At 33.2% G+C, this 14,956-nt stretch carries 11 protein-coding genes; 8 read left to right on the top strand and 3 right to left on the bottom strand.

Annotation, left to right across the window (positions count from 1 at the left end; genetic code table 11):
• Window positions 1-25 precede the first annotated feature (25 nt).
• The 3 genes from radA to K337_RS17540 all read left to right on the top strand — a co-directional run bounded on the left by radA (window position 26) and on the right by K337_RS17540 (window position 3,086).
• Window positions 26-1,384 carry a DNA repair protein RadA gene (radA, locus tag K337_RS0103175; RefSeq protein ID WP_028855313.1) on the top strand — a complete coding sequence of 453 codons (1,359 nt, stop codon included), beginning with the start codon at window positions 26-28 and terminating at the stop codon, window positions 1,382-1,384.
• 2 nt (window positions 1,385-1,386) lie between these two features.
• Entirely contained in the window at window positions 1,387-2,445 is a 1,059-nt protein-coding gene (gene disA, locus K337_RS0103180) for a DNA integrity scanning diadenylate cyclase DisA (protein ID WP_051251579.1), read from the top strand.
• Window positions 2,446-2,534: 89 nt separating this feature from the next.
• Window positions 2,535-3,086: a GNAT family N-acetyltransferase gene (locus tag K337_RS17540; RefSeq protein ID WP_051251580.1), complete on the top strand. Its 552-nt coding sequence runs from the start codon at window positions 2,535-2,537 to the stop codon at window positions 3,084-3,086.
• A 47-nt stretch (window positions 3,087-3,133) separates the two neighbouring features.
• Here K337_RS17540 and thrS read toward each other — a convergent pair whose 3' ends face one another.
• The 3 genes from thrS to trxA all read right to left on the bottom strand — a co-directional run bounded on the left by thrS (window position 3,134) and on the right by trxA (window position 9,474).
• Window positions 3,134-5,047 (bottom strand): threonine--tRNA ligase, encoded by a 1,914-nt coding sequence (gene thrS / locus K337_RS0103190; protein WP_037029129.1) that lies wholly within the window; start codon window positions 5,045-5,047, stop codon window positions 3,134-3,136.
• A 271-nt stretch (window positions 5,048-5,318) separates the two neighbouring features.
• Window positions 5,319-8,975, bottom strand: a complete 3,657-nt coding sequence (locus tag K337_RS0103195; RefSeq protein WP_028855316.1) for an LPS-assembly protein LptD — start codon at window positions 8,973-8,975, stop codon at window positions 5,319-5,321.
• A 190-nt stretch (window positions 8,976-9,165) separates the two neighbouring features.
• Window positions 9,166-9,474 (bottom strand): thioredoxin, encoded by a 309-nt coding sequence (gene trxA / locus K337_RS0103200; protein WP_028855317.1) that lies wholly within the window; start codon window positions 9,472-9,474, stop codon window positions 9,166-9,168.
• Between the two features lie 285 nt (window positions 9,475-9,759).
• Here trxA and rfaD point away from each other — a divergent pair, with 285 nt between their 5' ends.
• From rfaD to K337_RS0103225, 5 genes are all read left to right on the top strand, one after another.
• On the top strand, window positions 9,760-10,758 hold the full coding sequence (gene rfaD, locus K337_RS0103205; protein ID WP_028855318.1) for an ADP-glyceromanno-heptose 6-epimerase: 999 nt from the start codon (window positions 9,760-9,762) through the stop codon (window positions 10,756-10,758).
• Between the two features lie 283 nt (window positions 10,759-11,041).
• Window positions 11,042-11,545 (top strand): GNAT family N-acetyltransferase, encoded by a 504-nt coding sequence (locus tag K337_RS17545; protein WP_051251581.1) that lies wholly within the window; start codon window positions 11,042-11,044, stop codon window positions 11,543-11,545.
• Between the two features lie 15 nt (window positions 11,546-11,560).
• Window positions 11,561-12,586: a type IV pilus twitching motility protein PilT gene (locus tag K337_RS0103215; RefSeq protein WP_028855319.1), complete on the top strand. Its 1,026-nt coding sequence runs from the start codon at window positions 11,561-11,563 to the stop codon at window positions 12,584-12,586.
• A gap of 34 nt (window positions 12,587-12,620) precedes the next feature.
• Window positions 12,621-14,015, top strand: a complete 1,395-nt coding sequence (locus tag K337_RS0103220) for a coproporphyrinogen III oxidase (protein WP_037029131.1) — start codon at window positions 12,621-12,623, stop codon at window positions 14,013-14,015.
• Window positions 14,016-14,342: 327 nt separating this feature from the next.
• Window positions 14,343-14,867 (top strand): ComEA family DNA-binding protein, encoded by a 525-nt coding sequence (locus tag K337_RS0103225; RefSeq protein ID WP_051251582.1) that lies wholly within the window; start codon window positions 14,343-14,345, stop codon window positions 14,865-14,867.
• Window positions 14,868-14,956: the final 89 nt, after the last annotated feature.

Consider the following 14,956-nt stretch of genomic DNA (forward strand, 5'->3'; position numbering starts at 1 on the left):
TATTAAGAATAAAGGGGGTGGGTTCATGGCTAAATTAAAAACTATATATATCTGCTCAGACTGTGGCTATGAATCTTCTAAATGGCTGGGGAAATGCCCAGAATGTGATAGTTGGGGAACATTAGAGGAAGAAGTGAGTAGTGCTTCTACTAAAAGCAGTGTAAAAAAGAAAATTAAAAATACCAAGGTTGTTAATTTTAAAGATGTAGAAGTGGAAAAAAACTATAGATATACTACAAAATTTAATGAGTTTGACAGGGTACTGGGGGGAGGTCTTGTAAAGGGAGCTGTAGTTCTTTTGACAGGTAACCCAGGAATAGGAAAATCGACCCTGCTTCTGCAAGCGGTAGATCAGTATTCACAGTATGGAGAGGTACTATATATATCTGGTGAGGAATCACCATCTCAGGTAAAACATAGGGGAGACAGGTTGGGTTTATCTGGAAACAATATATCTATCATGTCGGAGACAGAGATGGAATCTATCTATGATTATGTTATTAGGAAGAAACCTAAGGTGGTAGTGGTAGATTCCATTCAGACTTTATACAGCTCAAACTTTGATTCTATCCCAGGAACTACAACTCAGATAAGAGAATGTACCTTAAAGATAGTGGAACTGGCAAAAACCCATGATATATCTTTCTTTTTAGTAGGACATATCACCAAAGATGGAAAGGTAGCAGGACCTAAACTATTGGAGCATATGGTAGATTCAGTATTGCAGTTTGAGGGAGAAGAGGGACTATTTTATAGGATTTTACGAAGTCTAAAAAATAGATTTGGATCGACCAATGAACTTGGAATATTTAATATGGAAGAAAAAGGAATGGTAGAAGTAAAAAATCCTTCGGAATTTTTTCTCAGTGAACGAGATGAAAAAAATGTTGGAAGTATAGTGGTGCCAGTATTAGAAGGGACTAAGATATTTTTATTGGAGGTTCAGACTTTAGTGAATGAATCACCCTTTGGAATTCCAAAGAGGGTAGTACAGGGGTTTGACAGAAATAGAATACAAATACTCAACGCTGTTATGGAAAAAAAAATAGGGTTAAACTTATCCTCCAAGGATGTTTTTGTAAATATTCCAGGGGGAATAAAGATCTATGATGGGGCAGCAGATTTAGGAGTAGTAATGGCAATGATCTCTATAACTAAAGGGATAGAGGTTAGTCAAAAAATAGCAGCTCTGGGAGAACTTGGTTTGCGTGGAGAAATAAGAAAGGTATCCTTTGTAGATAAGAGGCTGAAAGAGTTGGAAAAACTTGGTTTTTCAGGTGTGTATCTGCCTCATTCTAATAAGAAAGAAATTGAACATAATAGTTATAATTTAAAGATGATATATTTAAAAAATTTAGCAGAACTTGCAGAGAGGATGAGGTGATTATGGAGCAGAATTTAAAGAAAGTATTTTCTCAGGTAACCCCTGGAACAGTATTTAGAGAAGGGTTAGACAATATTTTAGATGCCGGAACCGGTGCTTTAGTAGTTTTGGATGCCAATGATACTTTAGGCGATCTGATAGATGGTGGATTTGAATTAAACTGCAGATTTACCCCTCAAAGACTTCATGAGTTATCCAAGATGGATGGAGCCATTATTTTAGACGGTAGTGCTGGGAAGATTAAATATGCCAACGTACATTTACAGCCGGATAAATCATTTAAAACCAATGAGAGTGGGACTAGACATAGAACTGCTCAAAGGGTAGCCAGGCAGACAGATAATTTAGTTATAGCCATCTCAGAAAGAAGAAATCGGATTACCCTCTATAAGGGAGATTTTAGATATAAGGTAAAAAACCTGGCTGATATAATGATTGAGGCCAGTCAGGCAATGAAAACTTTTGAGAGGTATAAACATGTGCTTGATAGAGCATTGCAAAATATAACTCTTTTAGAATTTGACGGGATGGTAACACTTTCAGAGGTTGTGACCGTTCTTCAAAGGTTTGAGATGCTGGTAAGAATAAGGGTAGAAGTGGAACATTCGATAATAGAATTAGGGTCAGAGGGAAAATTTTTAGAGATTCAATTGGAGGAACTATTTAAGGGAGTTCTAAAAGAGGAAGAAAACTTCATCAGAGATTATATAAATCCAGGGGATGATGAATTTGGAGCAGCAGAAGTAAAGGAAAGACTGCTTGGGCTAGGAGATCTGGAACTTCTAGAATCAGAAAATATAGCAGGGGCACTAGGATACGGTAGGTCAGCGGCTACCTTTGATATGGAATTAGATACCAAAGGGTACAGAATCTTAAATAAGATAACAAGAATCACAAAAAAAGATACTGAGAAAATAATTGGTAAATATGAAATCTTATCTAAAATATTGGAATTGACAGAAGAGGAATTGATGGAGATAAGAGGAATCAGTATGTTTAAAGCCAGATCCATAAAAAAAGGGATAAAAAGATTAAAAATGACAGCTGAATGGGAAAAATAGATAATAAAAAAAAGCTAATTTCTATAATAGGAATTAGCTTTTTTTTATAAAATGTTATATACTCTTGAAAAAGAAAAGGGGGAGGGGAAATGAAAAATTTAGGAACTAAAACTTTAATACATGAAAATTTTATTTTAAGGAAATTTAAGTTAGGTGATGAATATGGTATGTTTAAAAATTATTGTAATGATGAAAAAGTAACAGAATATATAACATGGGATCCCCATAAAGATATTAAATTAACAAAAGAACTTCTGACATCGTGGATAACTGAATATAGTGATACAGGATACAGATGGGCAATAGAGATAGACGATGAAGTAGTGGGAAGTATTGATTTAGTAAAGCAGGATTTAGATGAGAAAGTAGGAGAAATAGGGTATTGTTTAGGATCAAAATTTTGGGATAAAAAAATAATGACAAATGCTTTAAATCTAATGATGGATTACCTTTTTAATGAGGTAGGGTTTGAAAAACTAAGTGCCAGGCACATAGTTGAAAATCCAAATTCAGGAAGAGTAATGATAAATAACAATATGAAACATACAAAAATTGAAGAAATATCAATAAAAACTTTGAAAAGTTTACAGAAAATAAAAGTTTATGAGTTAGATAAAAAAAGTTTTATGAAATTTAGATAATAAAAAAAGCTAGAAAATCATAGATTTTCTAGCTTTTATATTATATATTAGTTATCAAATTTTACTTTAGCTTCCTCTACGATCATAGAAATAAAGTCGTTTAATTTCATAGTTTCTTGATCTTTTGAACCAAATCTTCTTACATTTACTTCATTAGCTTCAGCTTCAGATTTTCCTAAGATTAATTGAACAGGAATCTTGAATTTACCATTAGCTTCTCTGATCTTATATCCTATTTTTTCTGCTCTGTCATCTAACTCACATCTGATCCCAACTTTAGCTAATTCAGCCATAACTTCCTTAGCATATGGAACTACTTCATCATTTAGAGTAAGTAATTTTATTTGTGTAGGAGCTAACCATAATGGGAATGCACCTGCAAAATGTTCGATTAAGATTCCGATAAATCTTTCAACTGAACCATAAACTACTCTATGGACCATAACTGGTCTATGCTTTTCTCCATCTTCTCCAATATAGTTCATATCAAATCTTTCTGGAAGATTAAAGTCAAGTTGGATAGTTCCACATTGCCATTCTCTACCTAAACAATCTTTGATTTTGAAGTCTAACTTAGGACCATAAAATGCTCCATCTCCTGGATTTAATTTATAATCTAATCCAATTTTTTTCATAGCTCCTTCTAGTGCTGATTCAGCTTTATCCCATATATCGTCGGATCCAATAGCCTTTTCAGGTTTAGTAGATAGTTCGATATGGTATTCGAATCCAAATAATTTATTGTAGAATTTGTCGATCAAGTTGATAACTCCTATGATCTCTTCTTCAATTTGGTCTGGAGTCATAAAGATATGAGCGTCGTCCTGTGTGAAGTTTCTAACTCTGAATAATCCGTGTAATGCACCAGAGAATTCATGTCTATGTACGATACCTAATTCACCCATTCTAATAGGGAAATCCTTATAAGAATGTAATCCGTGTTTGTATACTAAAACACTTCCAGGACAGTTCATAGGTTTTATAGCAAATTCATGTTTATCTATCTCAGAAAGATACATGTTTTCTTTATAGTTAAACCAGTGGCCAGAAGTTTCCCATAACTCTTTATTAAGCATGATAGGAGTTCTAACTTCTTGATATCCGGCATTTCTATGCTCTGATTTCCAAAGGTCTTCTAATACATTTCTTAATTCCATTCCTTTTGGTAACCAGAATGGGAATCCTGGACCATATTCACTCATGAAGAATAGGTCTAACTCTTTACCTAATTTTCTATGATCTCTTTTTTCAGCTTCTTCTAAGAATTTTAGGTGTAGTTTTAATGCTTTATCTGAATCAAAAGCTATACCATAGATTCTTTGTAACATCTTGTTAGAAGAATCTCCTCTCCAGTAAGCTCCAGCTACTGACATAAGTTTAAATGATTTTAAATATCTAGTAGAAGGTACATGAGGTCCAAGACATAGGTCTGTAAATTCACCTTGAGAATATAGAGTAAGAGCTCCTACTGCAATATCAGTAATGATCTCTACTTTGTAGTCCTCTCCTGCTTCTTTAAACTTTGCTATTGCATCTTCTTTAGAGATATTTTCTTTAGTTATCTTAATGTCTTCCTTAACTAGTTTTTTCATCTCAGCTTCAATTTTAGCTAAGTCTTCCTCTGTAAATTGTTCTTTAGGGTCGAAGTCGTAGTAGAATCCGTATTCTATAGACGGCCCTATAGCTACTTTAGTTTCAGGGAAAAGTCTGATTACAGCTTGAGCCATAAGATGTGCAGTGGAATGTCTAATTATCTCTATTCCCTCTTCACTGTTAGGCATGATAAGTTCTACAGCAGCGTCTTCTGAAGCCATTGTAGTCATATCTACTAATTTTCCATCGACCTTTGCTGCTACAGCATTTTTAGCTAGTGAGTTACTTATACTTTTGGCAATTTGAAACATGTTTACTGGAGCATCAAATTCTTTGATATCCCCGCTTGGTAAAGTTATCTTAATCATCTTTACATCACTCCTCAATTTTTTTATATAATTTAATTTTTTTCTAAAAAAAGAACCCACCTAGATCATATCTAGATGGGTTAAATATTTTTTCATTCCAGACAGATACAAAACTTATATTTTTACAAAGGAAATAAGATCTGTATATTTACAAATCCTAAATAAAAGTATCCGTTGTGGTGGTAAGTAATCTCATAGTCTAAGCTCCTACTGAAATATTATTATTATCTGGAAATTCTAACATATTTTGTTCAATATGTCAAAAGGTGTATTATTTCTTTGGTTCATCTACTTCTACTCCACTACCAAGCCATAAGTTAGGAGTCATACTTCCATCTTTATCCTTGTATCCGATTCCGAAGAGAGGATTTGTTGGGAATGTAAGGAGAGTAAATTGAACAGCTAAACGATCATCATATGATCCTGTATTTCTGTCGTAATCTTTGGTGTATCCCACAGACCATTCATAGTATCCCATTTCTTTCCCAAGATAAACACCATATTCATCTTCATCGTTAAGTTCAGTTTTATAGGATAATTTTATGTTCCATCCCTGGCTGGGTTTTCCTATACCGGCTCGCATTCTGAATTCGTGTTCCTGTTTGGTAAGGTTTCTATCGTAGTTGTTGTTAAAATTAGCTTCTTCACGATATGTATATCCCAGACCAAATCTTTTATAGGAACCGTAAACATCTCCCTCTAATTCCTTTAAACTTCCGAAGAAGTCATTACTTTGGCTGTAGGCTTCACGGTGTACCTTTGCCATAAGGGAAAGGGTGAAGTATTTTTTATATTCTGGACGATTCATCTCCTCAAACATTATAGAATTAAGGCTAAAGTCCAATTGGTTATCATTTCTCTCATTTAAAATTTGTTTTACCCGACTTATCTCGGCAGGAGTGATCTCTAATTTTTCTTTGTTATACTCAGCTGCAGCATAACTTCTAAGCTCCTCATCGGTAAACCTTTTATCCCTGTATTCATATCTGAATGAAACCTGATCTGAAGAAAAATTCTTTAAATCTTTTGACGGCCCATACTTATAGATACCATAGGTAGCACGATAGAAGTGTTCCACCTCTCCTCCATTTAGATAACTGGCACCGATGATGTCGTTTTTAACATTAAAAGTTTCTGAGTTATTGTCTATTCTTTCATCGGAGGCATGGGTATAGGTAAGGTTGTACACATCCAGGTCATCTTTGATCTCAATTCCATATGTACTTTCCGATACCTTTTCATTTGCGTCATAATTATAATTTGGATCGGTACTAGGAATATTTTGAGATTCCATTAGGGTATAATCAATTTTTTCATGACCATAATAGAACCTATAATTTTCATTTATATAGTAACTACCACCAAATTTATTGCTGGTAAGGTCATTATATTCATCATCAAAGGCATAGCCACTAGGCGTAAGTTCTCCACGGGTGTATCTTTTGTCCAAATCATAGTATAAATTTAACTTTTTCTCATCATTGACTAAAAAGTCTATGTTGTTGGTAAAGAGGTCTCCTCTTTTTACACCTCTGTCAAAGCCGTCATTACTCTGTTTATAACCAGCAGTATAGATAGTTGTAGTATTTCCAAGATCTAATGTAACCTTATCTTTGAATTCATTTACGCTATCCTTATTTTTCAACCTAACTTGTCCATTATATGTAGAGTCACCATTACGGCTTCCATTATCGTAGGAGTAAAGCTGACCAAAATAATGGAATTCGTTGTTTAATTTGAGGTCTATATCTCTAAAATGGTTGTTGGTATTATCTAAGATGGTAACTTTATGATTGAAATCCATCTGATGCCGTAGAGATGAGTCTCCCCCGCTGTTATCACCAGTATAGGAATCATACCCTTTGGTATAACTATCATATCTTAGATTATACTTCAATCCCACTTCACCTAGGTAACCTAAGTTAAGTCTTTTGTCTTCCAGCTCGATTTGAGCAAAATCCGATTCATTGATATAGATATTATAGGCATCATTTTCTGCTACCTCATTATAATTATATATTCCTTCTCTGTCCCAAAACTCGTCTTTGGTCTTTCCGAAGGTAAGTTCTAACCTATATTGTTCATAGAAAAATTCAGTAGCAACCTTATCTTCACTACTTTTACTGTAGATAATATTCTCTTCCTTGTTATATTGCTGATCTCTTTTGTTGAAATCAGGATTATTTGAACCACTTGCTTCTCTGAAGGGATCATTGTCTAAATTTAATTCCTTTTCAGACCTGAGACTGTCAAACTTCACCTTATAGGTTGCTCCGCTGCTGCCGAGATCGTATTCTCCAAGGTGTAATTTGATCTTATCGCTGTCATCTTTATCGTATTCATATACAGACCAAGGAACATAGTTTATACTTCCACCCTGAAGTTTTGTGATGTCCTCTAAGTCAGGACTACGCTCCCAGGATCTGAGTTTTCTCAGTTTATCCCCGCTTTCATGGTCGTAGGCAAAATCTATCTTAGCTTCCTTTAGGTTGAATGCAAATCCAAAATTTTCACGTCTAGACTGATTATCGTCTTCCTTAGATGTAGAACCAGGATCCAAATCTTTTAGGTAGTCATAGTAGGCAGAAATCATATAATCGTCGTTATCTTTAGTAAAACCAAGATCAGTATATAGTTTATGGTCTAGCTGAGAACCAAAAGAGGCGTCATCCATTCGGTCATCAACTAATTGTCTGTATGCATCTTCTCCTCCAGCTAACATCTTAACTTTAGAGTGAAGGGTAATATCATTTCTTTCACCTATATTTTTAAATTCAGAATCCAAGGTGATAAAATTAATGGATTCCCCATCGTTTCTTTCTTTGTCATCATAGTAACCATCTCTTTCTAAATCGTCTCTATAATCTTCTAAAGCACTTATCTTATTTACAGTTGTACTTTGAAGTCCTAATTTTAAATAACCGTTATCATTTTTATATTCATGATTGGCAGCTAGATCCCACCTGTCATCGACAGAACTGTCTTTTTTTACTACCAATAGGTCATCAGCAGTAACTAGACCTTTTCCATAATCTCCTAGATCATACCAGTTTTCAAATCTTCCAACTAGTAACCCTAATTGATCAGCGAACTTAGGAGCTATACCACCTTTAAAGTATTTACTGTTATTATCTCCGTAGTTTACACCACTGGATATGTGAAATCCATAATCGGTTTTATCTCCCCAGACAGGGAAAAGAGGTACTTTGGAACCTTGTCTTATATTGACTGCATACCAAGGGAACCAGCCTACCTTATGACCACTTATATATAGGTCTATATCTTGAAATTCAGCCTTATTATCTGGGACTATCTTTAATTTTTTAGTCTCAAGATAATATCCGCCCTTTTTATAATCCCCAGTTTCTAAGATGCTAAAATCAGTAGTAAACCAGGCATTTTTCAGGGTGAATGCTTCTTCATTATATTCTCCTACTTCTCCACCAAAGTATATCCTATCGTTAGGAGCTTCGGCACCTGTTACAGCACCTACTTCCATATAGGAAATGCTGTCATAGTATTTTAAGGTACTACTGTCCAATGAAAGGAGAGTTTTTTGGGAATCAATTCTGGCCTGATTAGAACCATCTCCCATCTCTATTCTGACATCTCCAGTAGCCGTAACTATATTTGAGTCCTTATCTCTTTTGAAACCAAAGGCTTGTAGTTTTAAGCCTTGGTACTTAAATTTTACCCCACCATCAGCTGTTAAGGTATCGTTCTTTGTATCGATAACTAAGCTTTCGCTAGAGATCGCAGCTCCATCACTGGAGGAATTAACTTTACTTATATCGTTTACAGTTGAAAAAAGCCCTGCTGAGGCCGCCTTATTTAGGTCATTTCCAAATCCCGGTTCTTTTGCACCAAAGGATATTTGAACAACACAAAATAGGAGGATAGCAAGGGTTTTTGAGTTTGAATTTTTCATATCATCATGTCTCCCCTAGTTTCAAGCAAAATTTTCCTATTATAATTATTAAATTATAGCATAGTTTTTTACAATTTCAAATGTAAGAAACTAAATTTCAATTTAAAAGTCTATAATCTTTTAAATCCTTAATAAAATTAGCTTGGACTGATTTTTTAGGATAAAAAAAAGGGTCCGAAGACCCTCACTCTTAATATGAATTTAATTTTTCACTTAAAGCACTTTTTTGAACTAATCCGATTATTTGATCGACAGCTTCTCCATTTTTAAAAGCTATCATAGTAGGTATACTTCTAACACCATATTTTTGAGATAATCCTGGGTTATCATCTACATTCACTTTAACGATCTTAGCACTAACTTCTTCAGATAATTCATCTAAAATTGGAGCTAACATCTTGCAAGGACCACACCAGTCAGCATAAAAATCAACTAAAACAATCCCATCTTGGATAACTGTATCGAAACTAGTTTCATCGGTATATATAACTTTACTCATTAAAACCCCTCCTAAATTATGTTGATTATAAACATCTTTAAGTAATACTAGCATATTAAATATACTGTGTCAAACATTCAATACTTCTAATGTCTTTTCTATTAATGATCACTTTTTCTACAATTGTACAGAGGATAAAGAAAGATTAAATGGTGCTTTTTTAAAAAATTATATTTTTTAAAATTAGGTTGAAAATAAAGGAGTTTTCTTGCTCATCCACATATAATTATGTTAAAATTAGGTTATAAAAAAATCTAAAACTAAAATAATTGGAGGTTTAGGAATATGATATTAATAACAGGAGCATGCGGGTTTATTGCCAGTGCACTAACTTGGGAATTAAATGAAGGCGGGAGAAATGATATTATCTTATCTGGAGAATTAGAAAAAGAAGATAAGTGGTTAAATATAAGGGATAGAGATTATTATGACTGGGTCCACAAAAACGATCTATTTGACTGGCTGGCTGTTCAGGAAAATGCAGCAAAAATAACAGCGGTAGTCCATATGGGTGCATGTTCTGCAACTACTGAAGCAGATATGGATTTTTTGATGGATAATAACTATGAATATACAAAAAAATTATGGAAATTTTGTACAAAAAGAGATATTAATTATATCTATGCTTCTTCTGCTGCTACTTATGGGTTAGGAGAGTTAGGTTATGATGATGATGTAACTCCAGAGGAATTAAAAAAATTAAAACCATTGAATAAATATGGATACTCTAAAAAATTCTTTGATGACTGGGCATTTAAGCAGGAGGAAACTCCTAAACAATGGGTTGGAATAAAGTTTTTTAATGTATATGGACCTCAGGAATACCATAAAGACAGAATGGCATCTATGGTATTTCACGCATTCAACCAATATAAAAAAGATGGACTTGTAAAATTATTTAAATCTCATAAGGCTGAATATGAAGATGGAGGTCAGTTAAGGGACTTCGTTTATATAAAAGATGTAGTAAAGGTATTAAAGTTCTTTATAGAGAGTGAGGATAAATCAGGAATCTATAATATAGGAACTGGAATCGCCAGAAGCTTTAAAGATCTTGCGTTAAATGCAATAAGAGCAGGTGCAGATGACTATTCATTGGAGGAATCTAAAGTTATAGACTATGTACCTATGCCGGAAGACCTTAGAGGAAGATACCAATATTATACTTGTGCAGAGATGAAAAAATTAAAGTCAGTTGGTTATACAGAAAAATTCCATACTTTAGAAGAGGGAGTAAAGGATTACGTTCAAAATCATTTGGCTAAAGAAAATCCATACCTATAAATTTAAAGGATATTTTGAAGAACTATAGAATAAAAAGAATAGTGTTTTAATGATGAAAACAAGGAATTTTGTTCCTTGTTTTTAATTACAGTTAATAATAGATATTTATTTAGATACCAATATTCATCAATTTAAAAAATTGAACCGCAAATTACGCAGATGAATGCACTACTTAGAGTATAGAGGATTTTCTCTAATTAGTGAGTATTAGTGTTGATTGGTGGCTAAGTTGTTTGATTTATAATATTAGTGGTTTTAAAAGGATTAAAATAAAATTTAGGGGGTGATAGGTATAAAATTAATATTACCTGTAAAAAAACTTGAAAAACAATTTAAAGAGATAATACTTGATTATCAGAAAGAAGATGAACTTCTGTATTATTCATATATGGATGCAATGAATAATTTTGACGGTTATTTAAAAAGGTTAGAGGAAATAAGAAACGGAAGAAATCTGCCTGAAGGCGATGTTGCTACGACTGAATATTGGCTTGTAGATGAAAAAGAGAAAGAAATTAGAGGGATGATAAAGATAAGGCATGAGATTATACCTGTTCATGGAAATGTAGGTTATGATATACCTCCTAAAAAAAGATTTTTAGGATATGGAACTAATATATTATACCTGGGAATAGAAAAAGCTAAAGAACTAGGGCTAAGAGAGATAAGAGTTTCCTGTGCTTCTGACAATGAGGGATCAAGAAAAATAATTTTAAAAAATAATGCTGTTTTTATAGGCTTGGCAGAGGATAACGCTGAATTTTACGAACAATATATAATCAAATAAAACAGGGGAGATTTTATGGAATTAAGAAAAGTTTTAGAGAAAGCTAAAGAAGTTGGAGGGTCAGATGTTCATTTTGTAGTAGGTAGACCACCTATGATAAGAATAAACGGAGAACTGTTAGACACAGGTGATTTTGATAAGATGGTTCCTCGAAATTTAGAGGATCTAGCTAAAACGATTCTGTCAGAAGATCAATATATAGAGTTTAAAGAACACCATGAATATGATTTTGCTTTTGGAGTATCAGGTCTTGGAAGGTACAGAGTAAATATCCATATGCAGAGGGGAACAATCGGGATAACTGTCAGAGTTTTGAATACGGAAATTCCTTCCTTCGAACAGTTAAAATTACCAGGAACCCTAAAACAATTTACAGAGTATAAAAATGGATTAGTGTTGGTAACAGGACCTACAGGTAGTGGTAAATCAACTACTTTGGCAGCTATGATAGATAAGATTAATGGTGAAAAAGCACATCACATAATTACGATAGAAGATCCTATAGAATACCTGCATCCCCACAAGAAAAGTGTGGTAGAACAGAGGGAGATCAGGTCGGATACGGCTTCATTTAAAACAGCATTAAAATATATCCTCAGACAAGATCCAGATGTAATTCTTGTAGGAGAGATGAGAGATTTAGAAACTGTAGAGGCTGCAATAACGGCAGCTGAGACAGGTCATCTAGTTTTTGGAACTCTTCATACAAATAGTGCGGCTAAAACAATAGATAGAATAATAGATGTGTTCCCGAAAGAGAGACAGGGACAGATCAGATCTCAGCTTTCCACTTCTTTAAGGGGAGTAATAGCTCAGCAGTTGGTTCCACTAAAAGATGGAACTGGTCGAAGAGTAGCTTTAGAGATATTGGTTGGGACACCAGCTGTAGGAAACCTTATAAGGGAAGGAAAAATTCATCAGATACCGTCTGCCCTACAAACAGGAGCTAGATTTGGGATGGTAACAATGGAAAAATCTTTGGAAGAACTATTCGATAAAGGGATCATAACCAGAGAAGAATATAATAATAGAATATTATAAAAGAGTATGATATTTAGGAGAGGAAAGTAAAAAAATGGAAAATATTAAATTAAATTTTGAGATAAAAAAAAATAATTTGAAGGAATTTATTCGTGTTCTTATACCAGAATTGGTAGATGAAAAAATAACTATTATGGAAAAAAAATGTGATGAATTCTTAGAATTAGAATTAGAGGCAGCAGGCAAGAAAGTTGTATTTTCGTATGAAAATCATCTAGATAGGTTTGAGGACCAGAGGATAGTCATGTCTAAGGTAGGGCTTTTAAAATTGATGGATAAAAAATATCCATGGGGTGGTCTTATCGGTGTAAGACCTACAAAATTAGTGAGAAGATTTTTCAACCTTTCATACACCTATGAGGAGATTGAAAAACTCTTGTGCGAGCTATATCTAGTGACTCCTAAAAAAGTAAAATTACTCATAGATGTAGTTAAAAAAGAGATGGAGTTTCTCAATAGAGATCATATAAATATGTATATCGGAATTCCTTATTGTCCCACAAAGTGCAGATACTGCTCCTTTGCTTCCTATGAAATGAAGGGAAAAATAGGTAAATACTATGATGAATTTGTAGATACTCTTTTAGAGGAAATAAGTCTTACAGGGGAATTTTTAAAGGGAACTTCTAATAAAATTGAATCTCTCTATATTGGAGGAGGAACACCTAGTATATTAACAGAGATTGATATGGAAAGGGTATTGAAAGCGATAAAAGGTAATATAAACTTAACTGATTTAAAGGAATTCACCCTAGAAGCTGGAAGGGTCGATACACTTACCTTTAAAAAATTAGATATAATGAAATCTTACGGAGTGGAGAGAATTAGTTTGAATCCTCAGACGTTTAATCTGGGAACTTTAGAAAAGTTAAATCGTCCTTTGGATAGGGACAAATTTGATGAGATGTTTAATTATGCTAAAAAAATAGGTCTTATAATTAATATGGATTTGATATTGGGACTTCCAGGAGAGACTACAGAGGATATTTTATATACTCTGGAGGAATTGAAAAAATACCCTGCTGAAAATTTGACAACTCATGTGCTTGCATTAAAAAAAGCTTCTGTTTTGTTTAAAGATGTTCAGACGTCTATACCTCTTGACTATGAGAAAATAGAGAAAAAATTATATGAGGTTACAGAAAGTAAAAATATGAAACCTTACTATATGTACAGGCAGAAAAATAGCCTTGAGTGGGGAGAAAATATGGGGTTTGCTATAGAGGGAACAGAATCGATATTTAATATTGAGATGATAGAGGAGAATCAATCGACCCTTGGATTAGGAGGAGGAGCAATTACTAAATCTGTAGTAGCTGAAAGCCTTACAGTAGATAAGATAAAAAGAATCGTAAGTCCCAAAGAGCCTATCGCCTATGTGAGGCAAATGAAGGAAAGGTTACCTAAAAAATTGGAGTTATTTAAATAGAAGATTTTGATTACTTTATGGGTTCAGACGAAGTAAAAAAGATCCAAAGTTTTCGTCTTTGATACGAGATCATTTCTTGGCTTGATCCAAGAAAAAGATCCAAAGAAAATCAGTGGCTAATAAAAATATTTATTTTGTATTTTAAAAGATTGAAAAAATCGAAACTCGTGATACTCAGACAGTCGAGTATTTTTTAAAATCTTTTATTCATACTAACTTTAACAATATTTTTATAATGCCATTAGGAAGATAAAATTGGTGTCTAAAAAAATAGTGTAATTCATAGTAGAAGAAAAGGTTTTATTTTATATGTGAGAGGTGGGTAGGATGAATCAGAATATTAAGTTAATCATTATAATTACAGTAATATTGATGACGAGTTTTATTTACAACAAGACAAGACCTGAAAAAAAGAGTATAAAATTAAAAAAAGAGATGATTTTTAGCAGTAGTGATGAAATGGGAAAATTAAATATAAATCATGCTGAATTAGAAGATTATTTAAAAGTAGGAATAAGTCTTAGTATTGCTAAAAAAATATTTGAATATAAAGAAATAATAGGAAGGGTAGATAAATTAAAAGATCTCTCAAGGATAGCCGGTATAGGGGATAAAACTGTAGAAAAGTTATCTAAAAATATAGAGGTAAGAGATGGGGGAACTTTAAATAAATTAAAGATAAATTCAGCTTCTACTAAGGTATTAAAATATTATGGGTTTACTAAAAAAGAAATAAAAAAAATAGAAACTTATATAGAAAAAAATGATGTGATCTATTCTAATATTGAGATGATGGAGATATTAGGGGAGGAAAGATACAGAGTCTATGAAAAAATTATAGAATACAATTAGTAGCTAATAAATTATAATTTGAAATGAATAACGAAAAATTAAAACTTAGGCATAGAGTTGAATAGAATTAGAATAGGAACTTCATAGAG

The organism is Psychrilyobacter atlanticus DSM 19335, assembly GCF_000426625.1.
Classification (GTDB): domain Bacteria; phylum Fusobacteriota; class Fusobacteriia; order Fusobacteriales; family Fusobacteriaceae; genus Psychrilyobacter; species Psychrilyobacter atlanticus.